Annotated in this window: 16 protein-coding genes; 14 read left to right on the top strand and 2 right to left on the bottom strand. The window is 72.5% G+C overall.

Annotation, left to right across the window (positions count from 1 at the left end; all coding sequences use genetic code 11):
* Nucleotides 1-37 precede the first annotated feature (37 nt).
* The 8 genes from LZ198_RS17030 to LZ198_RS16995 all read left to right on the top strand — a co-directional run bounded on the left by LZ198_RS17030 (nt 38) and on the right by LZ198_RS16995 (nt 13,785).
* Nucleotides 38-1,483, top strand: a complete 1,446-nt coding sequence (locus LZ198_RS17030) for a hypothetical protein (RefSeq protein ID WP_253973036.1) — start codon at nt 38-40, stop codon at nt 1,481-1,483.
* The gene (locus LZ198_RS17025) at nt 1,480-2,187 is read left to right on the top strand and encodes a cell surface protein (RefSeq protein ID WP_253973035.1); all 708 of its coding nucleotides are present in this window, start codon (nt 1,480-1,482) and stop codon (nt 2,185-2,187) included. Before LZ198_RS17030 ends, LZ198_RS17025 begins: the two co-directional genes overlap by 4 nt.
* Nucleotides 2,188-2,324: 137 nt before the next feature.
* The gene (locus LZ198_RS17020; RefSeq protein ID WP_253973034.1) at nt 2,325-3,638 is read left to right on the top strand and encodes a hypothetical protein; all 1,314 of its coding nucleotides are present in this window, start codon (nt 2,325-2,327) and stop codon (nt 3,636-3,638) included.
* Nucleotides 3,635-4,126 (top strand): QcrA and Rieske domain-containing protein, encoded by a 492-nt coding sequence (locus tag LZ198_RS17015; RefSeq protein WP_253973033.1) that lies wholly within the window; start codon nt 3,635-3,637, stop codon nt 4,124-4,126. Before LZ198_RS17020 ends, LZ198_RS17015 begins: the two co-directional genes overlap by 4 nt.
* A gap of 154 nt (nt 4,127-4,280) precedes the next feature.
* A complete protein-coding gene (locus LZ198_RS17010) occupies nt 4,281-5,963 on the top strand; it encodes an FHA domain-containing protein (protein ID WP_253973032.1) in 1,683 nt (560 codons plus the stop codon).
* An 83-nt stretch (nt 5,964-6,046) separates the two neighbouring features.
* A complete protein-coding gene (locus tag LZ198_RS17005; protein ID WP_253973031.1) occupies nt 6,047-9,319 on the top strand; it encodes a serine/threonine-protein kinase in 3,273 nt (1,090 codons plus the stop codon).
* A gap of 121 nt (nt 9,320-9,440) precedes the next feature.
* Complete coding sequence (locus LZ198_RS17000) at nt 9,441-11,132, top strand: carbon starvation CstA family protein (RefSeq protein ID WP_253973030.1); 1,692 nt, start codon at nt 9,441-9,443, stop codon at nt 11,130-11,132.
* A gap of 13 nt (nt 11,133-11,145) precedes the next feature.
* Entirely contained in the window at nt 11,146-13,785 is a 2,640-nt protein-coding gene (locus LZ198_RS16995) for a ferrichrome ABC transporter permease (protein WP_253973029.1), read from the top strand.
* A gap of 4 nt (nt 13,786-13,789) precedes the next feature.
* Here LZ198_RS16995 and LZ198_RS16990 read toward each other — a convergent pair whose 3' ends face one another.
* Together LZ198_RS16990 and LZ198_RS16985 are read right to left on the bottom strand one after the other, a co-directional pair.
* Nucleotides 13,790-14,560 (bottom strand): YoaK family protein, encoded by a 771-nt coding sequence (locus LZ198_RS16990; protein WP_253973028.1) that lies wholly within the window; start codon nt 14,558-14,560, stop codon nt 13,790-13,792.
* Between the two features lie 98 nt (nt 14,561-14,658).
* Entirely contained in the window at nt 14,659-15,003 is a 345-nt protein-coding gene (locus LZ198_RS16985; protein WP_253973027.1) for a histidine triad nucleotide-binding protein, read from the bottom strand.
* Nucleotides 15,004-15,131: 128 nt separating this feature from the next.
* Between LZ198_RS16985 and hprK the strand changes: the two genes are divergently transcribed.
* The 6 genes from hprK (at nt 15,132) to LZ198_RS16955 (ending at nt 21,157) form a co-directional block, all read left to right on the top strand.
* Entirely contained in the window at nt 15,132-16,097 is a 966-nt protein-coding gene (hprK, locus tag LZ198_RS16980) for an HPr(Ser) kinase/phosphatase (RefSeq protein WP_253973026.1), read from the top strand.
* Between the two features lie 17 nt (nt 16,098-16,114).
* A complete protein-coding gene (rapZ, locus tag LZ198_RS16975; RefSeq protein ID WP_253973171.1) occupies nt 16,115-16,957 on the top strand; it encodes an RNase adapter RapZ in 843 nt (280 codons plus the stop codon).
* Between the two features lie 38 nt (nt 16,958-16,995).
* A complete protein-coding gene (locus LZ198_RS16970) occupies nt 16,996-17,544 on the top strand; it encodes a manganese efflux pump MntP (protein ID WP_253973025.1) in 549 nt (182 codons plus the stop codon).
* A gap of 157 nt (nt 17,545-17,701) precedes the next feature.
* Nucleotides 17,702-19,225: a flavin-containing monooxygenase gene (locus LZ198_RS16965; RefSeq protein WP_253973024.1), complete on the top strand. Its 1,524-nt coding sequence runs from the start codon at nt 17,702-17,704 to the stop codon at nt 19,223-19,225.
* On the top strand, nt 19,218-20,315 hold the full coding sequence (locus tag LZ198_RS16960; RefSeq protein WP_253973023.1) for an alpha/beta hydrolase: 1,098 nt from the start codon (nt 19,218-19,220) through the stop codon (nt 20,313-20,315). Before LZ198_RS16965 ends, LZ198_RS16960 begins: the two co-directional genes overlap by 8 nt.
* Complete coding sequence (locus tag LZ198_RS16955; protein ID WP_253973022.1) at nt 20,312-21,157, top strand: SDR family NAD(P)-dependent oxidoreductase; 846 nt, start codon at nt 20,312-20,314, stop codon at nt 21,155-21,157. Before LZ198_RS16960 ends, LZ198_RS16955 begins: the two co-directional genes overlap by 4 nt.
* The last annotated feature ends 43 nt before the right edge of the window (nt 21,158-21,200 follow it).

The raw sequence follows: 21,200 nt of genomic DNA, 5'->3' as shown, positions 1-21,200 counted from the left end.
TACCCGCCCGTGGGGGCGGAGAGGAACGAGGACGCTGATGAAGACGGCTGGATGGAAGCGCGCGGTTCCCTGGGCGAAGTCCGCATCATTCCTGGCAACCACCTTCGCGGTCGCCCTGCTCGGCACGGGCTGCAACCCCGAATGCGTGGACGAGTTCGACTGCCGCGCCGACAACGGCGAGCCCCCCGCGGGAGAGCGGTGGGTGTGCGTCGACGAGAAGTGCGAGACCACCCCGGTCGAGCAGCCCCAGCCCGACTCCGGGACGCCGGACGCCGGTCCGACGGACTCGGGCACGCCGGACGCTGGCCCGACGGACTCGGGGACTCCTGACGCGGGCCCGACGGATTCGGGTACGCCGGACGCGGGTCCGACGGACTCGGGGACTCCTGACGCCGGCCCGACGGACGACGGTGGCACGCCGGACGCCGGCCCGACGGACGACGGTGGCACGCCGGACGACGGTGGGGTCCGGACCTGCGACAACGCGCCGTACGACGCGAAGCTGGGCACGCTCGAGCTCGAGCCGGGCTTCGTGGTCGGCGAGGCCGCGCCGCTGCCCGCCAACATCGCCGCCGTGGGCTCGACGCCGGGGCCGACGTACTCGCTCTTCGCGGTGCAGGGCTTCGGGAAGGACGCGGCGCTGTACTCGCTGGGCACCTGGCCGAACCTCCAGCTCTCCGCCACGAAGCTCTATGACGTGGTCACCCCCGCGGACCGCGCCGGCACGCCGGCGGTCTACGCGGGCGGCTACCTGGTGGTCGAGGGCCCGTGGTTGTTCGCGGGCTACACGACGGGGGCGTCGGGCGCGCCGGGCTCCATCGCGGCCTATGACACCGTCACGCCCGCGTCGTCGACCTACGTCACCGCGCCGAAGAACTACTCCGCCGCGGCCTTCTCCGACGGCACGACCTCGGCGGTCCTCGTCAACGGCGGCGGGCTCGACACGGCGTCGGGGGGGCTGGCCATCTACGGCCTCCTGACGTCGGCCACGCCGTTCAGCGCGGTGCGCGTGGCCACCTTCCCGACGGGCGGGGCGGCGGCCAGCGGCTTCACCGCCGTGGCGGACAACGGCGCCGCGGCGCTGGGCTTCTTCCACAACCCGGACTTCGTCAACGTCATCTACGGCGTGGCGCCGTCCGTCGTCTCCGCGGCGCTCACCACGGGGACCCCGTTCGCGCTGGGTGACCAGTCGCCCATCGCGGTGGAGAGCGACTTCAACGCGGCGGGCGCCTTCGGTGGTGGCGTGGCGGTGAACCGCGGCGCCTACGACGCGGACTTCAACTTCGTCTCCACGGACGTGTCGCGCTTCGCGCTGTCGCCGACCATGAGCGGCACCGTCACGGTGGGGCCACGCACGCCGGTGCTGGGCTACGTGGACCAGTGCACCTCCGTGGTGTCGATGCAGTCGCTCGGGTCCGACCTGCTCGTGGGCCTCAGTGACAAGAACGGCCGGCGGTTGGTGCGGCTCCAGGTGGCGCAATGAACGAAACCGTCTTCACGGCATTCCGTCGCGGCATGGTGCTCACGTGGCTCGTGGGCCTCGTGGGCTGCGGTGGCGACGAGACGCAGCAGCCCGTCGTTCCGGACTCGGGACAGGAGGACTCGGGGTCGATCAAGCCCGCGGACCCCTACGCGGACGAGGTCGTCCAGTTCACCCCGGGACCCGGTGCCGGCTTCGGCCAGGACCGGTTCCCGGACGTGGTCCTCGGACCTCCCACGGGCGCGGGGCTCGACAGCGGCTCGCTCGACGTGCTGTCGCTGGGAAAGGGCGGCTCCATCATCCTGCGCTTCACGGACATCGCCGTGATGGATGGGCCGGGCGTGGACCTGCTGGTCTTCGAGAACGCCTTCCTCATCGCGGGCGGCCCGGCGGCCTTCACCGAGCGCGCGCGGGTCTCCGTCAGCGACGACGGCGTGACGTGGTTCGAGTTCCCGTGCGAGCCGACCAACGCGGCGGGCGGCTACCCGGGCTGCGCGGGCGTCAAGCCAGTGACGGCCAACCCGGCCAACGGCATCAGCGCCACGGACCCGGCCGTCGCTGGAGGTGATGGCTTCGACCTGGCGACGGTGGGGCTCTCCCGAGCGCGCTTCGTGCGCATCGTGGACGCGGGCACCAACGGTTCGGCCGGTACCTCCGCGGGCTTCGACCTGGATGGCGTCGCGGTGGTGAACGGCGTGGCGCTGTAGGGCCCGCCCGTGGATGACGAGTAGCACCGCCGGGGCCCCGTTCCACCACTCGTGTGGACGGGGCCCTCCGCGGAGAGCGGCGGGTCCGGAGTCACCGGGCCCGCCGAGCAGGACCGCAACACAGCACGAGGATGCGAATGAAGACCGTAGACACGACGCGTGTGACACCTTGGATGAAGTCCGTCTCGCTGGCGGTGACCACCCTCGCGGTGGCGATGCTCGGCACGGGCTGCGCCGACGAATGCGTGGACCCCTTCGACTGCCGCGCCGACAACGGCCAGCCTCCCGCGGGGGAGGAGTGGGTGTGTCGCGACGCGAAGTGCGACACGGTGCCCGTCCAGACGCCCGGAGGGCCGGACGCGGGCACGGACGACGCGGGGACGGACGCGGGCACCGGCGACGCGGGGACGGACGCGGGCACCGACGCCGGCTCCGACCCGTGCGACACCGCCACCTACGACGCGAAGCTGGGCACGCTCCAGCTCCAGTCGGGCTTCCAGGCGCAGGAGTCCGTGACGCTGCCGGCGGACGTCTCCGCGCTGGGCGTGTCTCCGGGCCCCACGTACTCTCTCTACGCGGTGAAGGGCTTCGGCAAGGACGCCGCGCTGTACTCGCTGGGCATCTGGCCCGACCTCCAGCCCTCCACCACGAAGCTCCATGACGTCGTCACCGCGGCCGACCGGGCCCAGGGCACGCCCGACGCCTTCGTGGGCAGCGGCCTGGTGAACGACGGCAAGCGGCTGGTCGCCAGCTACACCACGGCGGCCGCGGGCGCGCCGGGCCACCTCGCCGTCTACGACATCGAGACGCCGGCCGCGTCGACCTACGTCGCCGCGCCCATGAACTACACCGCCGCGAGCTTCGCTTCCGGCGACACGAGCGCGGTGCTCGTCAACGGCGGGGGCCTGGGGACGCTCTCCGGCGAACTGGGCGTCTTCGGCCTCGTCACGTCCGCGAACCCGTTCACCCCCGTCAAGGTGGCCAGCTTCCCCGCGGCGGCGGCCAGCAGCGGCTTCACCAGCGTGGCGGACAACGGCATCGCGGTGCTCGGCTACTCGCGCAGCCCGGACTACGTGAACGTGGTCCACGCGGTGGCGCCGTCGCTCGTCACCCAGGCGCTCACGGGCGGGGCGCCGGTCGCGCTGGGCGACCAGACGCAGCTCGACGTGGGCAGCAACTTCAACCAGGCCTCCGCGTTCGGCGCGGGCGTGGCGGTGCAGCGCGGCGCCTATGACGCGAGCTTCACCTTCGTCGCCACGGACGTGTCGCGCTACGCGCTGTCCACCGGCATCGGCGGCGACGCGGTCACCGTCGGCGAGCGCACCGCCGTCGTGACCTTCGCGGACCAGTGCACGTCCGTGGTCCGGATGGATGCGCTCGGGTCCGACCTGCTCCTGGGCGTCAGCGACAAGAACGGCCAGCGGCTGGTGCGGGTGCGGGTCAGCCCGTGACGTCGCTGGACCGCCGCTCGGCCCTCCTCGCGCTCGCGCGGGGAGGGTGTGCCCTCGCCGCGCTCGGAAGCGGGTGCGGCGGGGAGTGGCGGCAGGCCGTGGTGCTCGACCCGCCTCCCGAGGGGGCCGCCTGTTCCGGGCTGCCCCCTCCGGGGACGGCGCAAGAGGGCTGGGTGGAGGTCCGTCTGTCGGACCACCCCGCGCTCGCCGCGCCCGGAGGCCACGCCGAGGTCCGCCTCCCCGAGGCCCTCCTCGACGTGGTGCTCGTCCACGTCACCCCCGGGTGTTTCGTCGCGCTGTGGCGCATCTGCACTCACGGTGATTGCGCGGTGGATTGGCTCCCCGACGAAGGCGTCGCGGAGTGTCCCTGCCACGGCTCCCGCTTCGCCCAGGACGGCCGCGTCCTCCAGGGCCCCGCCCAGCGTCCCCTCACCGTCTTCACCGCGGTGCGCCAGGGAGAGTCCGTCTTCATCCACCGCCCGCGTTGAGGGCAGGGAGTGCTTGCGAGGGAGCGGTCTCACTGTCAGTCTTGACGCGGCGCGGAAGCCCGCGCCCGTGAGTCCGGGTCACCCCCCCACCGGCTCCACGTGGATGGGCTCCCACTCCGTTGGAGCGGGAGAGTCGTGTAAGGTCGGGCACTCGATGTGGCAGATCATCATCAACGGGCCCGGCTACTTCGACACGTCCTACGATCTGCCGGAGGGCGTGACGAGCCTGGGCCGCGCGGACGAGAACGACATCGTCCTGGGCGGCGACCTCGTGTCGCGCAGACACGCGCGCCTTTACGTCGAGTCGGACATCCTCCGGATCGAGGACCTGGGCAGCCGCAACGGCAGCCGCGTCAACGGCGCGCCCCTCCAGGGCTCTCGACAGTTGTCCCCGGGTGACTCCGTGGCGCTGGGGGAGAACACGCTCTCCGTCCGGCAGCCGAACACGGTGGAGAACGCGGCCACGGAGATGGTGGACCTGGGCGCGGGCGGGGTGGTGCGCTTCGGCCACGGGCAGGACGTGGGGCCGTCGGTGCTGCTCGCCAAGAACGTGCGCGACGCGGACGTGCTGCGCCTGCTCGACAACGTCGGGCCCATGCCCTTCGAGGACTTCTCCGCGTCCACGCCCATCGCGACGGCCAGCCCACGCGTGGGGCAGGAGACGCTGGTGCTGCTGTTCCGCATCGCGGAGGCCCTGTCGACGGCCACCTCGCTGTCCACCTTCCTGGATACGACGATGGACCGCCTGCTGGAGCGCACCCACGCGACCACCGCCGTGGTGCTGCTCAAGCACCCCACGGGCGCCATGGTGCCCGCGGCCGTGCGCCACCGGGGCAAGCTGGCCAAGGGCGAGGTGCCCGTCTCCGACGCCATCGTCGACGAGGCCCTGCGCCAGGGCCGCGCGCTCGCGGTGGGCGACGTGCGCGACGACCGCCGCTTCTCCGCGCGCGAGAGCGTCATCCTCTACGGCGTGGACAACGTGCTGTGCATCCCCATCGGCGCGGAGCCGCCGTACCTGGGCGTGCTCTACGTCAACACCTCCGCCAAGGGCGACAGCTCCACGGAGGTCATGCTGGATGCGTGCTCGGCGGTGGCGCACATGGTGGCCACCGGCGTGCAGAAGTTCTCCCCGCGCGACGGCGGCCCCACCCAGGAGCGGCTGCGCCGCACCCTGGAGCGCTTCCACCCGCCGGACGTGGCGGAGCGGCGCGTCACGGAGGCCCTCCGGCAGGGGGGCAAGCTGCCGGGCCTGGAGGAGCGCGTCGTCACCCTGCTGCACGTGGAACTGGTGGGCTTCGGTGCCCTGGCCACCCGAATCGGCGCGGCCAAGGCCACCCAGCTGCTCAACGACTTCCACGCCCGCGCCAGCGGCATCGTCTACAGCTTCGAGGCCACGGTGGAGGGCTTCCTCGGCGACTCCATGCGGGCCCTCTTCGGTGTCCCCTTCGTCAAGGGGGAGGACTCCGTGCGGGCCGTGCGGGCCGCGCTGGCCCTGCGCTCGGACTGGGAGCGGGCCCTGAGCCGCAAGCCCCTGGACGAGCGGTGCGACCTGCGGATGGCGCTGCACACCACCCGCGCGCTGGTGGGGATGATCGGCACGGAGGTCCGCTCGGACTACGCGGCGGTGGGGGAGGGCACGGCGCTGGCGGGGTGGTTGGCCGCCACGGGCAACCCCGGCCAGATTCTCCTGACGGGCAAGGTCCTGGCCTCCGTGGGGGCCCGCTTCGACGTCATGCCCCTGGGGGAGCGGGTGGTGCGCGCCCCCAAGGACAAGGTCGCCGCCTTCGAGGTCCTCGACGAGGATGTAGGCCAGCTCACCAACCCTGGACTGCGATGAACACCCCTCGCGGCCGGTTGACGGGTTGATGGATTGGGGCCGGACGGGGTTCAATGCGTTCCCCTGGTGGTCCCCCGCCCCCGATGAACGCCTCCAACCAACCCGCTCGGCTGCGCCCGTTCCGGCCCCAGCCCTTTGGTCGGTACACCCTCCTGTCCCACCTGGCGACGGGGGGCATGGGCGAAATCTACCTGGCGCGCCTGGAGGGGGCGCAGGGCTTCGAGAAGCTCTGCGTCATCAAGAAGGTCCTCCCGCAGTTCGCCGAGGATGCCGACTTCGTGGAGCGCTTCGTGGGCGAGGCACGCACGCTGGTGCGCCTCAGCCATGGCTCCATCGCCCAGGTGCTGGACATGGGCCTGCACGAGGGCGAGGCCTACATGGCCCTCGAGCACGTCGACGGAAAGGACCTGCGCAAGGTGGCCGCGCGGGTGCGGGACCGGCAGGTGCCGCTGCCGCTCACCTTCATCCTCTACGTCATGGGCCGGGTGCTGGACGCGCTCGCCTACGCGCACCGCAAGAAGGATGACGACGGCGAGGACCTGAGGCTGGTCCACCGCGACATCTCCCCGCAGAACATCCTCATCTCCTACGAGGGGGAGGTGAAGGTCGTCGACTTCGGCCTGGCCAAGAGCCGGCTGTCGGCGGCGAAGACGAACCCCAGCATCATCCTGGGCAAGTTCCTCTACATGTCCCCCGAGCAGGCGCGGCACCAGCCGGTGGACCGCCGCAGCGACCTGTACGCGGTGGGGCTCTGCCTCTACGAGCTCATCTCCGGCAAGAACCCCTTCGACGGCCTGCACCCGGGCGAGCTGATGGCCATGGTGGCCAACCCCAAGGTGCCGCCGCTCGACGAGGTGGAGCCGCTCACCCCGCGCGCGGTGACGGCGCTGGTGAGCAAGGCGCTGGAGGTGGACCCGACGCAGCGCTTCCAGACGGCGGAGGAGTTCCGCGGGCGGCTCCAGGCGTGCCTGCTGGAGATCGACGTCAGCGCGGGCCCGGAGAGCGTCAGCAAGTTCATGCGGGACCTGTTCGCCGCGGACTTCCAGTCCGAGCGCCGGCTCCTGGGCAGCCTCAAGGAGGTGCCTCGGGGCGGCTACGGCACCGGCGAGGTGCGCGCGCTGGGGGCCGAGCCGGAGGACAGCGCGTCCGGGCCCCGTCCGACGCTGCCGGCGGGCGCGATGCTGCCGGCGAAGACCATCCGGTTGGACGGGCCGGTGGAGGCGCTGTCCTTCCACCCCACGCCCCGCAGCCGCGAGGCGGGCGGGCCGGTGAACGACGGCGAGACGCGTCCGGGCATCCCCATCGACGAGTCCACCCGCCCCGCCTTCCCGTTGGAGGCCCTCGAGGAGGAGGCCCGCGCCCGCGCCGCGCGCCTCCACTCCGACACCATGCCTTCCGTGGAGGTGCAGCCGGAGGTCCTCGACCGTCCCGCCGCGCCGCCTCCGCCCGCGGCCTCCGCGGCCTCGCGTCCGGCGTCGATGACGCGCGAGGTCCCCATCGCCGTCGTCCCGCCGGAGGCCTTCCTCCCGGGCACCGCGCCCGCGCCGCGTCCTCCCGCGCCGGAGCACCGGCCCGCGCCGGAGCCGCGGTTCTCGACGAGCGACGTGCGCCCCTCGGGGCTGGACGCCCGGCCCACGGAGCTGGAGCTCAAGCCCATCGGCGCGCTGGGCTCCCCGGACGTGACGTCCGAGACGGACGTGGGCGAGCCGCCCGCCTCCATGGTGGAGCCCACCGAGCCCCGGGCCGAGCCCTACCGCACGTCTCCGGAGCTGCGCGCCGCCGCGTCGCGTCCGGTGTCGCCCTCGGCGCCGTCCCGCGCGCCCGCGCCCCCGCCGCCCCCACCCGCGCCGCTGACGACCCAGCAGCGGCTGGCGGTGGCGCCTCCGCCGACGTCCGGCGCCTCGCCTCGCACCAGCCAGGTGATGATGCAGGCGCTCGTGCCGGGGGCGGGGGCCCCGTCCTCGCGCTCGCAGGCACCCGCGGCTTCCGCCGAGGAGGCCGAGGAGCGGGACTCCGGTGACCTCCCGGTGCTCACGCCGGAGCAGATGGGGCACGACGAGCAGGCGATGCGCCTGGCGGAGATGGACACCCATCCGCGCGCCAATCGCCCCGTGCGCCCGGAGCGCCACGAGGACACGCAGCCCCGCGCCGTGCGTGAGGCGGACACCGACCCGCGCCTGACGCACCCGCCCGAGGCCTCGGAGGCGCGGGCGCCGCGCCCGACCGCCAGCCCGTCGCGCGCCGTGCACGACGACACCCAGCCCCGCGTGGTGCTGGACGAAGCCCTGCTGCGCGAAGTGGAGGAGGAGGAGCGCGCCTCGCGTCCGAAGACGGGGGCCCGCCGCCTGCCGCGCGCGTCGTCGCCCGGGATGGCGCCGGTCCCGAGCCCGTCCTCTTCGGGACGGCGCACGGGCTCCTCGCAGGTGCGGCCCGTGTCCGCGCCCGTGCGGGTCGCCGAGGAGGAAGAGGAGGACGCGGACGTCCGCGTGTCGATTCCCTCCCACGACGAGACGCGCCGCACGTCGGTGCCCGTGCGGCCCAATGCCGCGCAGGCCGCGTCGAAGGTCCAGGGAGAGGACACTCGGCGCACGACCGTGCCCCGGCGCGAGACGCGGCGCAGCTCCACGGCGCTGTGGGTGACGCTCGGCGGCGTGCTGCTGGTCGCCATGGCCGCCGGCGCCCTGGTGCTCTTCCCCGAGTGGCGTCAGGCGCTGGCCATGGAACTGGGGTTGGCGCCCGTTCCCGGAGGGCCGACGCCGGCACAGAAGCTGGGGCAGTCGCCGCCGCGCACGCCGCCGCCCGCGCAGCCGCAGCCGGAGTCCGCGCCCCCGCCGACGGAGCCCCCGCCGCCTCCGTCCCAGGGCGCGGCCCCCGCGCAGGCGGCCCCCGGCGCGGGTACGGCGACCGCGGAGAAGGTGGCGGAGGACGCGGCCCCGCCGCCCGCGCCCGCGGTGGCCGCGGCTCCTCCGGAGGCCACGAAGACGGACGCGCCCGCGCCCGTCGCCGCGCCTCCGGAAGACGATGACAACGGCGACAGCCTCCTGGCGCCGCTGGCGAGCGCGACCCCCGCGCCCAAGCCCCCGACGCCGAAGCGGAATGCCGTCTCCAAGACGCGCTCCGCCTCGGCGCCCCCGTTGAGCAAGGCCCAGGCGGAGCTCAAGCGGGAGTGGAAGGAGGCGAAGGCCAACTTCGCGCTGCTCACCAAGAGCCGCTCCTGCGAAGGCCTGGGCTTCGTCTGCAACAAGTTCCAGGACCTGGAGCAGCAGATCGACGAGACCCCGGGCGAGCCGTCACAGGACCTCATCTCCAAGGTCCGGAAGTTCAACGACTACGTGAAGAAGCAGTTGGAGCGATGACGGGCGTGGACGGGGGGCACCGCGAGAGGTCCCGGTCCATGACGCGAGTCGTCGACGAGGTCCACGCCGGAGCACGCGTCAGCGTGTTGACCGGAAGTCGCGGGCGGGGAACCCTCCAGGTATGAGTCTTCCCCTGATTGCCGCGGTGTTCCTGGGGGTCCTGGCGCTCGGCTATCGCTTCTACGGTGGCTTCATCTCCCGGCAGTTCCGGTTGGACGAAGAGGCGGCGACGCCCGCGCACACGAAGAGTGACGGCGTGGACTTCGTGCCGACGAAGCCCTTCTACCTGCTGGGGCAGCACTTCAGCGCCATCGCCGCGGCGGGGCCCATCGCGGGGCCCATCCTGGCCGCGCAGCAGTTCGGGTGGCTCCCCGCGCTGCTCTGGATCGCGGTGGGCGCGGTGTTCATCGGCGCGATGCACGACTTCGCCACGCTGGTGGCGAGCGTGCGCCACGGCGCGGTGTCCATCGCGGAGGTGGTGCGCAGCCACATGGGCCCCTCCGCGGGGCTGGCGATGCTGGCCTTCATCTGGGTGGCGCTCATCTACGTCATCGTCGCCTTCACGGACGCCACCGCCGCGACGTTCGTCAGCGGCGACGCGGAGCTGGAGGGGCTCACCTTCCGCTTCAACCCCGGCGGCGCGGTGGCCTTCGCCTCCATCGCGTACCTGCTGCTCGCGGTGGTGATGGGGCTGGTGGACCGCTTCCTCAAGCCGCCGCTGTGGTTGCAGACGCTCGTCTTCGTGCCGGCCACGCTGGGCGTGGTGTACCTGGGCACGCGCATGTCCACGCTGCTGGTGCTGGACGCGAAGGGCTGGGCGGTCCTCATCCTCGCCTACTGCTTCGTGGCGTCGCTCACGCCGGTCTGGGTGCTGCTCCAGCCGCGCGGTTACCTGGGCGGCTTCGTGCTCTACGCGGCGCTGGCGGTGGGCGTGGTGGGCATCTTCTACGGCGGCTTGAGCGGCGAGCTGTCCATCCAGCAGCCGGCCTTCGCGGGCTTCTCCGTGCCCGGACCGGGGGGCGCGCTGTTCCCCTTCCTCTTCGTCACCATCGCCTGTGGCGCCTGCTCGGGGTTCCACGGGCTGGTGTGCTCGGGGACGACGTCGAAGCAGATCGACAAGGAGCCGCACTGCAAGCCGGTGGGCTACGGGGCCATGTTGTTGGAGGGCTTCGTGGCGGTCATCGCCCTGGCGACGGTGATGGTGGCGTCGCGCGCGGAGCTGGTCGGCAAGGCGCCCGGCGCGGTGTACGGCGCGGGCCTGGGGCGCTTCCTGGTGACGGTGCTGGGCAAGGAGCACCTGGTGTTCGCCACGACCTTCGGGGCCATGGCCTTCTCCACCTTCGTGTTCGACACGCTGGACGTGTCCACCCGGCTGGGGCGCTACATCGTCCAGGAGCTGGCGGGCCGGAAGGGGCGCGTGGCGGCGGTGCTGGCCACGGCGGTGACGTGCGGCGTGCCGCTGGCGTTCGTGCTGCTCGCGGGCTCCGGAGCGTGGCGCTCGTTCTGGACGCTCTTCGGGACGTCGAACCAACTGCTCGCGTCGCTGTCGCTCCTGGGCGTCTGTGTCTGGTTGAAGCGGACGCAGCGGCCGTACATCTATGCGCTGGTGCCCATGTTGTTCGTGGGCGCCGTCACGCTCACCAGCCTGGTGCTCCAGATTCGCGAGGCGCTCCAGCCGGACAGCTCGGCCGCGTCCCGCGTCAACGGGGTGGTGGCGGTGGTGCTGCTGACGCTGGCCCTCTCGCTCTTCGCCGCGGGCGCCCGCGCCCTCCGGTCCCCGCGCTCTCCCTCCGCCCCGGCTCCCGCCATCTAGCCCTGGTCCGACCATGCTTCGCTACGCCCTGGCCATCTTCACCAGCGCCTTCCTCCTGTTCGGCATCCAGCCGTTGGCGGGGCGCTACGCGTTGCCCTGGTATGGCGGCACCCCCGGCGTCTGGACGGCGTGCATGCTCTTCTTCCAGGCGGCGCTGCTGGGCGGGTATGCGTATTCCCACGGGCTGGCGTCCCGGCTGACGCCGCGCGCGCAGGCGCGGGTCCACCTGGGCCTGCTCGTGGTGGCGGTGACGGTGGTGGTGGCGAGGGCCCTCTGGATGGGCTCTCCGGTGGCGCCCGGGCCCGAGTGGCGTCCGGTGAGCGCGGAGCTGGCGGTGCCCCGACTGCTGGGGATGCTGGCGGTCAGCATCGGGTTGCCGTTCTTCGTGCTGAGCACCACGGGGCCGCTGCTCCAGTCCTGGTTCGCCCGGGCGCGCCCGGGACGCTCGCCGTATGCGCTGTATGCGTTGTCCAACACGGGTTCGCTGCTGGCGCTGCTGGGCTATCCGTTCCTGGTCGAGCCGTGGGTGGGGCGGGCCGCGCAGGCCTGGGGCTTCGGCGTGGGCTTCGTGTTGTTCGCCGTGGCGTGCGCCGTGTGCGCGGTGGACGTGCTCCGGCACGAGCGCGCCGCGGCGTCGACCTCGAGTGGCTCCGCGGACGTCACCGCCGGGGCGGCGGAGGCGGGCAGTGCCGTGTCGCACGTCGGCGCGGCGGAGGCGGGCAGTGCCGTGTCGCAAGTCGGCGCGGTGGAGGCGGGCAGTGCCGTGTCGCAAGTCGGCGCGGCGGAGGCGGGCAGTGCCCTGTCGCACGTCGGCTCGGTAGAGGCGGGCAGTGCCGTGTCGCACGTCGGCGCGGCGGAGGCGGGCAGTGCCCTGTCGCACGTCACCGCAGGCGCGGCGGACGCCGTCGCTGAGGTCGCGAGTCCGCGAGCGGAGGGTGTCTCGGAGGGCGCGGGCCTCGGCGCGCTCGCGATGGATGACGCAAACCCCGCGGGCCCCGCGGGCACGTCAGCTCCGGACGTGGGGACACTCCAGCAGCAGGCCTTCGAGGCCATGCGCCGCGAGGCGCGAGGCGAGCCCCGCAAGGTCGCTCCGGTGGACCCGCAGGCCCGCCCGGGGCTGCGCGCGACGCTGGAGTGGCTGGGGCTGGCCACTTGCGCGTCGGTGCTCCTGCTGGCCACCACGAACCAACTGTCACAGGACGTCGCGGCGGGCCCCTTCCTCTGGGTGCTCCCGCTGGCCGTCTACCTGCTCACCTTCATCATCGCCTTCTCGCGCGAGTCCTTCTATTCGCGCCCCGTCTACTCCGTGCTGCTCATCGGCTCCGGCGCGGCGGTGGCCCACGCGCACTCCGCGGGGCCGCACTTCCCGCTGACGCTCCAGTTGCTGGCCTACGCCGCGTCCCTCTTCGCCGGCTGCATGGTGTGCCACGGCGAGCTGTACCGGCTGCGCCCCGCGCCCCGTCACCTCAGCGCGTTCTACCTGTGGGTCTCCGCCGGCGGCGTGCTGGGCGCGCTGTTCGTCAGCGGCGTGGCCACCGCCCTCTTCCGCGCCTACTGGGAGTACCCGTTGGCGCTCGGCGGCTGCTGCGCGGTGGCCCTCGCGGGCATGGTGAAGGGCGAGCAGGCGGAGACGTGGAGCCAGAGGGGCCGCCGGGTGCTGCGCGGCGCGATGCTCGTCATGGTGACGGTCAACCTGTTCGCCTCCGTCAACCGCGAGCTGGACCTGGCGCTCTTCAGCGCGCGCAACTTCTTCGGCGTGGTGCGGGTGACGGAGCAGAACGCGGGCAAGCCGCAGAGCCACCTCTTCAGCCTGCGCCACGGCGCCATCACCCACGGCTGGCAGTACGTCATGCCGGAGCTGCGCCCCCGGCCCACCACGTACTTCACCCGCGAGTCCGGCCTGGGGCTGGCCATCGCCGAGCAGCGCCGGCTGCGCGCCGTGGTGGGGCTGCCGCCGGGGCTGCGCGTGGGCGTGCTGGGGCTGGGCGTGGGCACGAGCGCGGCGCTGCTGGAGAAGGAGGACCGGGGCCGCTTCTACGAAATCAACCCCGCGGTCATCTCCCTGGCGCGAGGGGAGGGCGGCTTCTTCTCCTACTTGAGCGACTCGCCCGCCACGGTGGACGTGGTGGAGGGCGACGCGCGCATCTCCCTGGAGCGCGAGCTGGAGCGCGGCGAGCCGGGCCAGTTCGACGTGCTCGCCCTCGACGTCTTCTCCTCGGACGCGGTGCCCGTGCACCTGCTCACGGCGGAGGCGGTGGCCCTGTACAAGAAGCACCTGGCCCGGCACGGCGTGCTGGCGCTGCACATCAGCAACGTGCACCTGGACCTGGTGCCGGTGACGCTCGCCCACGCGCGCGCGCTGGGCATGCACTCCGCCTACGTCTTCCACGACACGCAGGGCGACGCCCTGCGCAGCAACTGGATGATCCTCAGCCCGGACCGGGAGTTCTCCTGGGGGACCAGCTTCGTCCGGGCCACCGCGCGGGTGCGCCGCCTGGGGCTGCGCGGCGAGCCGGACTTCGTCTGGACGGACGACCGCAGCAGCGTGCTGCGCGTGCTTCGCCATGGCGGTCCGGACATGTCGGTGATGGACGTGGAGGCCTCCTCCGGCCCTCCCGGCCCCTCCACCGTCGCCACGCCCGGCCAGCCCTGACGCCTCAGCCCCGGGCCACGGGGCTCGGCTGCCGGTGCGCCGCGTGGCCCAGGTCCAGCCCGATGAGCACCAGCAGCAGCACACACGGCAGCCCCAGGGCCGCGGGCCCGTGGTGCACGTAGAGCGCCGGGCCGCACGTCGCCCCGAAGAGGAACGCGCACGCCAGGCCCAGGTGCAGCCGCGTGCGCTCGAACTCGATGGCGGAGGGCAGCCCCCGCACCCGGCGCAGGAGCCCCGCGAAGCCCCGGCCCCGCGCGCCGTCGCGCACCCACGCCACCATCTGCACCAACTGGATGCCGATGTCCGTGAGGATGCCGGTGACGTGCGTGGTGCGCACCACCGCGCCGGACACCCGCGTGACGAGCGCGTTCTGCAGCCCCATGGCGAACGACAGCCCCCACATGAGGAGCGGCTCGCGCGAGCCATGCGCCGTGGAGAGCATCACCCCGATGCCTCCCAACGTCACCGTCTCGACGAGGAGCGCGGCCACGTGCCGCCCCCGCGAGCGGTGCCGGGACGCGTCCAGCAGCGCGGACGCCGTCACCGCCCCCACCACGAAGGCCAGCAGCACCTGCGCCGCCAGCACCGCCATCCGCCGCTCCCCCAGCGCCAGCGACTCCCCCAGCGACGCCATGTTCCCGGACATGTGCGAGGTGTGCAGGCCCAACGCCACGAACCCCGTCGCGTTCACCGCGCCGGCGACCCCCGCGAGCAGCAAGGCGAGCACCGTGTACGCGCGGCGGTTGGCGGGCGTGGATTCAGTGGAGAAGGGCATGGCCGATGCGACCGGGCGGTGCCCGTCACGCTAGCACCCGCCCGATGTCCCGGGGGCGCGGCCCACTCCACCAGGGCGGGCGGGCCGACGAGCCACCGTCACCCCGGCGGCCACATGAGAGGACGGCCCGCCAGCAGGTGCAGATGGATGTGGAACACCGTCTGCCCCGCGTCCCGGTGGGTGTTCATCACCACCCGGTAGCCGTTGCTGTCGTGGCTGCGCTCCTTCGCCACCTTCGCCGCCGCCACGAACAGGTGCCCCACCGTTGCTTGGTCCTCCACGGAGATGTCGTTCACCGTGGGGATGTGCTTGCGGGGGATGAACAGGACGTGGGTCGGGGCCTGGGGGTTGATGTCCTCGAAGGCCAGGCACTCGTCATCCTGGTAGATGACCTTGGCCGGGATGAGGCCATCTCTAATCTTGCAAAAGAGGCAGTCGGACATGGGGTGGGCTTAGCAACGCCCGAGGCGCCGGGGAATGGGCTCGGCGAGCAGGTGTGCGGGGAGGTAGGGGGCCTCCCTTCCAGGCGGGCGCCTCAAAACGTCGCGCCGGTGATATCCAGGCGCTGACGATGAAATCCATCCGCATCTCCCAGCTGCTCGAGGACCACGACTACGACCTGCGGCTCACCCTCGTGGCGGGAGGCAGTGGACTGTCGCGCACGGTGGACTCGTCGCGCATCCAGAAGCCGGGCCTGGCCCTGGCGGGGTTCACCGAACACCTGCACCCGCGCCGGGTCCAGGTCTTCGGCAACACGGAAATCTCCTACCTGGCCACGCTGCCGGAGCCGCGCCAGCGCGAGGCCCTGGCCAACCTCTTCCAGCAGGAGGACCTGGCGTGTGTGGTGGTGACCAAGGAGCTGGAGATTCCCCCCATCCTCGTGGAGTCCTGCGAGGCGGGGGGCCTGGCCCTGATGAAGACGCCGCTGCTCTCCAGCGAGTTCATCACCCGGGTCCAGTCCTTCCTCGACGAGGCCCTCACCGAGTCCAGCAGCCTGCACGGCGTGCTCATGGACGTCTTCGGCGTGGGCATCCTGCTGCTGGGCAAGAGCGGCATCGGCAAGAGTGAGATTGCCCTGGACCTGGTGATGCGCGCCCACCGTCTGGTGGCCGACGACATCGTCGACGTCATCCGCCGCAAGGGCGCCGTCTACGGTGCGGGCAACCCGGTCATCAAGCACCACATGGAGATCCGCGGCCTGGGCATCATCAACATCAAGGACCTGTTCGGCGTCGCGGCCGTCCGCGAGCAGAAGAAGATCGAACTGGTCATCGAACTCCAGGAGTGGGATCCGCATCAGGAGTACGACCGGTTGGGCGTGGAAGACAAACACCTGCAGATTGTGGGTGTGGACATCCCGCTGTCGGTGGTACCCGTGCGCCCCGGTCGTAACATGGCGACCATCATCGAAGTGGCCGCCCGCAACCAACTCCTGAAGCAACAGGGCCATCACTCGGCGCGGGAGTTCGCCGAGCGGCTCAACCGGGCCATCGCCGAAGGGGCGATGCGCCGCACCCTTGGAGAAGAAGTCGAGTGACCGCGTCCGCGAAACAAATGGTCGTCATCACCGGCATGTCCGGCTCCGGCAAGTCCACCGCCATCCGGGCGCTGGAGGATGCGGGCTTCTTCTGCATCGACAACCTGCCCGTGCTGCTGCTCCCCAAGCTCACCGAGCTGGCCGGGGGCGGGCACATCGAGCGCATGGCGCTGGTGATGGACGTGCGCGAGGGCGTCTTCCTCAAGGAGGCCCCCCGCATCCTCGACGAGCTGCGCCGCGCCGGGCACCACGTGGAGGTGCTCTTCCTCGACTCCAGCGACGACAGCCTCATCCGCCGCTTCAGCGAGACGCGCCGCCGCCACCCGCTGGCCCCCAACGGCACCGTGGCCGAGGGCATCAAGGCCGAGCGCGAGGAGCTCCGGGACCTGCGTGAGATCGCGGACCAGGTCATCGACTCGTCGGTGCTCAACGTCCACGACCTCAAGCGCATGGTGCAGGCGCGCTTCAGCCCGGAGCCCGCCGCCGGCCCCAGCCTGTCGGTCATGTCCTTCGGCTACCGCTACGGCGTGCCGCCCCAGGCCGACCTGGTGCTCGACGTGCGCTTCCTCCCCAACCCGTACTTCGTCCCGGAGCTGAAGGGGCTGACGGGCAAGGTGCCCAAGGTCGCCGCCTACGTGCTGGACCGCGAGGAGACGCAGCAGTTCCTGGAGAAGGTCGTGGACCTGTGCCGCTTCCTCTTCCCGCGCTACCAGAAGGAGGGCAAGGCGTACCTCACCGTGGCCCTGGGCTGCACCGGCGGCAAGCACCGCTCGGTGGCCATCGCCGCGGAGCTCACCCGGCGGCTGACGGACGCGAACACCCGCGTGCAGTTGTGGGACCGCGACATCGAGAAGGAATAGCGGCCCCCGCGCGGTGACGCGCGGAACCGGAGGCGCCCATGACGCTGCTCCTCATCGCGCTCGGGGTGGCCATGGACGCCACCGCCGTCTCGGGCAGCATGGCCATCCGGGGCGCCCGCCCCGCGGACGTCTTCAAGCTGGCGCTCACCTTCGGCCTGTTCCAGTTCGGCATGTCGCTGGCCGGCGCGCTCGGGGGCAAGGCCATCCTCGCGCGCTTCGCCTCCATCGACCATTGGATCGCCTTCGGCCTCCTGGCCGCGGTGGGCGGGCACATGCTCTGGGAGGCCTTCTCCCACGACGAAGCGGCCCCGCGCCCCGCCACCGGCATCCCCCTCCCCAAACTGCTCACGCTGGGCGTGGCCACCAGCATCGACGCGCTCGCGGTGGGCGCGACGCTGCCCGCGCTGGAGCTGGACATCCTCGTGTCCACGGGCGTCATCGGCGTGACGACCGCCGTGCTCTCCGTGGCCGGCGCCTGGGCGGGCAGACGCCTGGGCGAGCGCTTCGGCACCAGCCTCGAGGTGCTGGGCGGCCTGGTGCTCATCGGCATCGGCCTGAAGACGCTCCTCGAGCACCTGGGCCAGTAGCCGCCCCGGCGCGCCCCGTGCGGGCCGCGACACCGGGCGCTCCCATGGCGCGCATGCGTCGAATTTGCGAAGTGACGCATGGCGCGCCATGCTAGGTGGGTGTCGTGCGGGTGGCGGCGGCGGGCGCGCGCGAGTCAGTCCGGTCTGGAGGCCCCCCTTGTCCCCTCGACAGTCAGGCCACTTCCACGTCGTCATCGTCGGCGCCGGCTTCAGCGGCCTGGGGATGGCCATCCGGCTCCGGCAGGAGGGGCAGGAGGACTTCGTCATCCTCGAACGCGCCGGCGAGGTGGGCGGCGTGTGGCGGGACAACTCCTATCCCGGCTGCGCGTGCGACGTGCCCTCGCACCTGTACTCGTTCTCCTTCGTCCCCAACCCCCGCTGGTCCCGGGCCTACTCGCCCCAGGGGGAGATCCACGCCTACCTGCGCGACTGCGTGGAGCGCTTCGGCCTGCGGCCCTTCCTGCGGTTCCACCACACGGTGGAGGAGGCGCGGTGGGACGACGACGCGCAGGTGTGGCGCCTCCAGACGTCCGAGGGCGCCTTCACCGCGAACGTCTTCATCTTCGCCGCGGGGGCCTTCGGCGCCCCGTTGCTGCCGGCGCTGCCCGGGCTGGAGCGCTTCCAGGGCAAGGTGATGCACTCGGCGCGGTGGGACCACGCGTACCCGCTGGAGGGCCGCAAGGTGGCGGTGGTGGGCACGGGCGCGTCCGCCATCCAGTTCGTCCCGGCCATCCAGCCCCAGGTGGGCCAGCTGGTGCTCTTCCAGCGCACGCCGCCGTGGGTGATGCCGCGCAAGGACCACCCCATCACCCGCTGGGCGAAGTGGCTCTACACCCACGTGCCCGGCGCGCGGTGGCTCGTGCGCGCGTTCCTCTATTCGACGTACGAGGCCTCGGGGCTGGCGTTCCTGCACCCGTGGCTCATCCGGCTGGCGCAGCGGCGCGCGCTGCGCCACCTCGAGCGGTCGGTGGAGGACCCGGCGCTGCGCGCGAAGCTGCGGCCTCGCTACACCATGGGCTGCAAGCGCGTGCTCATCTCCGACGACTACCTGCGCTCGCTCACCCGGGACAACGTCCGGCTCGTCACCGACGGCGTGCGCGAGGTGCGCGAGCACTCCCTCGTCACCGAGCAGGGCGTGGAGCACCCCGTGGACACGCTCATCTTCGGCACGGGCTTCCACATCACCGACGCGCCCTTCGCCCACCACATCCGGGGCCGGGACGGGCGCACGCTGTCCGAGCACTGGGCGGGCAGCATGAAGGCGCACCTGGGCACGACGGTGGCGGGCTTCCCCAACTTCTTCATGCTGCTGGGGCCCAACACCGGCCTGGGACACACCTCCGTCATCCTGATGGTGGAGAGCCAGTTGTCGCACGTGCTCCACGCGCTGCGCTTCCTGGACGGGCGCAACCTGGCCGCGGTGGAGCCCACGCAGGAGGCCCAGGATGCCTACGTGCGGGACCTCGACGAGCGCATGCGCGGCACGGTGTGGAGCCAGGGGGGCTGCGTCAGCTGGTACATGGACGCCACGGGGCGCAACTCCACGCTGTGGCCCGGCCTGACCTTCGCCTTCAAGCACCGGGTGGCCCGCTTCGAGCCGTCGGAGTACCACGCCATCGCCCGGCGGACGCGCGGCCCCGCCACCGCGCTCGCGCGGGTGACCCGGGTGGTCCATGGCTGAGTCCCCGCTGTCGATGCTGGAGCGGCTGGAGCATCGCGCCGCGCGGCTGCTCTTCGGTCTGCCCCCCGCGCTCCAGGTCCTCCTGTCCGGGCGGCCTCCGGTCCAGCACGACGGGCTGAGCCTGCACCCGGAGGTGCAGCTCCTGCTCTCGCTGCGCGAGCGGCGGGGGCGCGGCCCGAAGTCCGCGGGCGGCCCCGAGCGGGCGCGCCGCGACCTCCGCCGGGAGGCGCTCGTGCACGCGGGGGACGCGGTGCCGGTGGGCGCGGTGCGCGCGCTCGTGCTGGAGACGGAGCAGGGCCCCCTCCGCGCGCGGCACTACGCGCCGACCCCGGGCGCGACGCCCCGGCCGCTGCTGGTCTTCCTCCACGGCGGAGGCTTCGTGCTGGGGGACCTGGACACACACGACCCGGCGTGCCGGCTCCTGTGCCGCCACGCGGACGTCCACGTGCTCTCCATCGAGTACCGGCTGGCCCCCGAGCATCCCTTCCCCGCGGCGCTGGAGGACACGCGCGCCGCGTTCCACTGGGCGGTGGCGCACGCGGCCTCGCTGGGCGCGGACCCGTCCCGGGTGGCGGTGGGCGGCGACAGCGCGGGGGGCAACCTGGCCGCGGTCATCTCCCAGCTCGCCGCGCGCGAGGACACGCCGCGCCCCGCGCTCCAGCTCCTGCTCTATCCCGCGCTGGACCGCACGGTGGAGCGGGCGTCGCTGAGGCACTTCGCGGAGGGCTTCTTCCTCACCCGCGCGGACATCGACTGGTATCAGGCGCAGTACATGCGCGGCGTCGAGCGCAACGGGGACCCCCGCGTCTCGCCGTTCCGGTTCGACTCCTTCGCCGGGCAGCCGCCGGCGCTCGTCGTCACCGCCGGGTTCGACCCGCTGCGGGACGAGGCGGAGGACTACGCCGTCCGGCTGGGCGCGGCCGGGACGCCGGTGACGCACCGTCGCTTCGACGGCCTGGTGCACGCGTTCGCCAACATGACGGGACTGAGTGGGGCCTGCCGGGCTGCCATGGTGGAGGTCGCCACGTTGCTGCGCCGGATGCTCGACGAGCTGCCGTCGGGCGGGGCGCGAAAGGGAGTCAACGGATGAAGTCGGTGAAGGGAAGGGTCGCGGCAATCACCGGAGCGGGCTCGGGTATCGGCCGCGCCATCGCCGTCCTGCTGTCGCGCGAGGGCTGTGACGTCGCGCTGTCGGACGTGAACACCCAGGGCCTGGCGGAGACGGAGGCGCGCTGTCGGGAGCTGGGCGTGCGCGTGCGGGCGGACACGGTGGACGTGGCGAAGCGCGAGCAGGTGCATGCCTGGGCGGACGCGGTGGCGCGCGAGTTCGGCGCCGTCCACCTCGTCATCAACAACGCGGGCGTGGCCCTGGGCGCCACCATCGAGGACACCCGGTACGAGGACTTCGAGTGGCTGATGAACATCAACTTCTGGGGCGTGGTGTACGGCACCAAGGCCTTCCTGCCGCACCTGAAGGCGGTGGACGAGGGCCACATCGTCAACGTCTCCAGCGTCTTCGGCCTCATCGGCGTGCCCACGCAGGGCGCCTACAACGCGGCGAAGTTCGCGGTGAAGGGCTTCACGGAGGCGCTGCGCCAGGAGCTGGAGGTGGACCCGGGCACCATCGGCGTCACGTGTGTCCATCCGGGCGGCATCAAGACGAACATCGCGCGCAGCGCGCGGGTGACGCCGCGTCCGGGGTGGACGGACGAGCGCTCGACGAAGGACTTCGAGAAGTCCTTCGTCACCACGCCCGAGCGCGCCGCCGCCGACATCTACGCCGCCATCCGCAAGAACCGCCGCCGTCAGCTCATCGGCGGGGACGCGGTCTTCATCGACCTGATGCAGCGAATCCTGCCCACGCTCTACCAGCGGCTGCTGGTGGCGGGCGCGCGGCGGCGGCGGCGCAAGATGCTGGGTGCCGCGGCATGAGGTCGCCCCGGGCGAAAACGAAGCCCTCCCGCCATGCCTCCCG

The sequence above is a fragment of the Myxococcus dinghuensis genome (genome assembly GCF_024198235.1).
In the GTDB taxonomy this organism is placed as follows: Bacteria; Myxococcota; Myxococcia; order Myxococcales; family Myxococcaceae; genus Myxococcus; species Myxococcus dinghuensis.
Note: the sequence above shows the minus strand (reverse complement) of the source record. Positions and strands in the feature narration are given on the sequence as shown.

Coding starts and splice junctions, on each gene's coding strand:
- LZ198_RS16985 (WP_253973027.1), bottom strand. CDS start 15,003: ATGTCCGACTGCCTCTTTTGCAAGATTAGAGATGGCCTCATCCCGGCC.
- hprK (WP_253973026.1), top strand. CDS start 15,132: ATGAAATCCATCCGCATCTCCCAGCTGCTCGAGGACCACGACTACGAC.
- LZ198_RS17010 (WP_253973032.1), top strand. CDS start 4,281: ATGTGGCAGATCATCATCAACGGGCCCGGCTACTTCGACACGTCCTAC.
- LZ198_RS17030 (WP_253973036.1), top strand. CDS start 38: ATGAAGACGGCTGGATGGAAGCGCGCGGTTCCCTGGGCGAAGTCCGCA.
- LZ198_RS16955 (WP_253973022.1), top strand. CDS start 20,312: ATGAAGTCGGTGAAGGGAAGGGTCGCGGCAATCACCGGAGCGGGCTCG.
- LZ198_RS16970 (WP_253973025.1), top strand. CDS start 16,996: ATGACGCTGCTCCTCATCGCGCTCGGGGTGGCCATGGACGCCACCGCC.
- LZ198_RS17020 (WP_253973034.1), top strand. CDS start 2,325: ATGAAGACCGTAGACACGACGCGTGTGACACCTTGGATGAAGTCCGTC.
- LZ198_RS17000 (WP_253973030.1), top strand. CDS start 9,441: ATGAGTCTTCCCCTGATTGCCGCGGTGTTCCTGGGGGTCCTGGCGCTC.
- LZ198_RS17025 (WP_253973035.1), top strand. CDS start 1,480: ATGAACGAAACCGTCTTCACGGCATTCCGTCGCGGCATGGTGCTCACG.
- LZ198_RS16990 (WP_253973028.1), bottom strand. CDS start 14,560: ATGCCCTTCTCCACTGAATCCACGCCCGCCAACCGCCGCGCGTACACG.
- rapZ (WP_253973171.1), top strand. CDS start 16,115: ATGGTCGTCATCACCGGCATGTCCGGCTCCGGCAAGTCCACCGCCATC.
- LZ198_RS17005 (WP_253973031.1), top strand. CDS start 6,047: ATGAACGCCTCCAACCAACCCGCTCGGCTGCGCCCGTTCCGGCCCCAG.
- LZ198_RS16995 (WP_253973029.1), top strand. CDS start 11,146: ATGCTTCGCTACGCCCTGGCCATCTTCACCAGCGCCTTCCTCCTGTTC.
- LZ198_RS16960 (WP_253973023.1), top strand. CDS start 19,218: ATGGCTGAGTCCCCGCTGTCGATGCTGGAGCGGCTGGAGCATCGCGCC.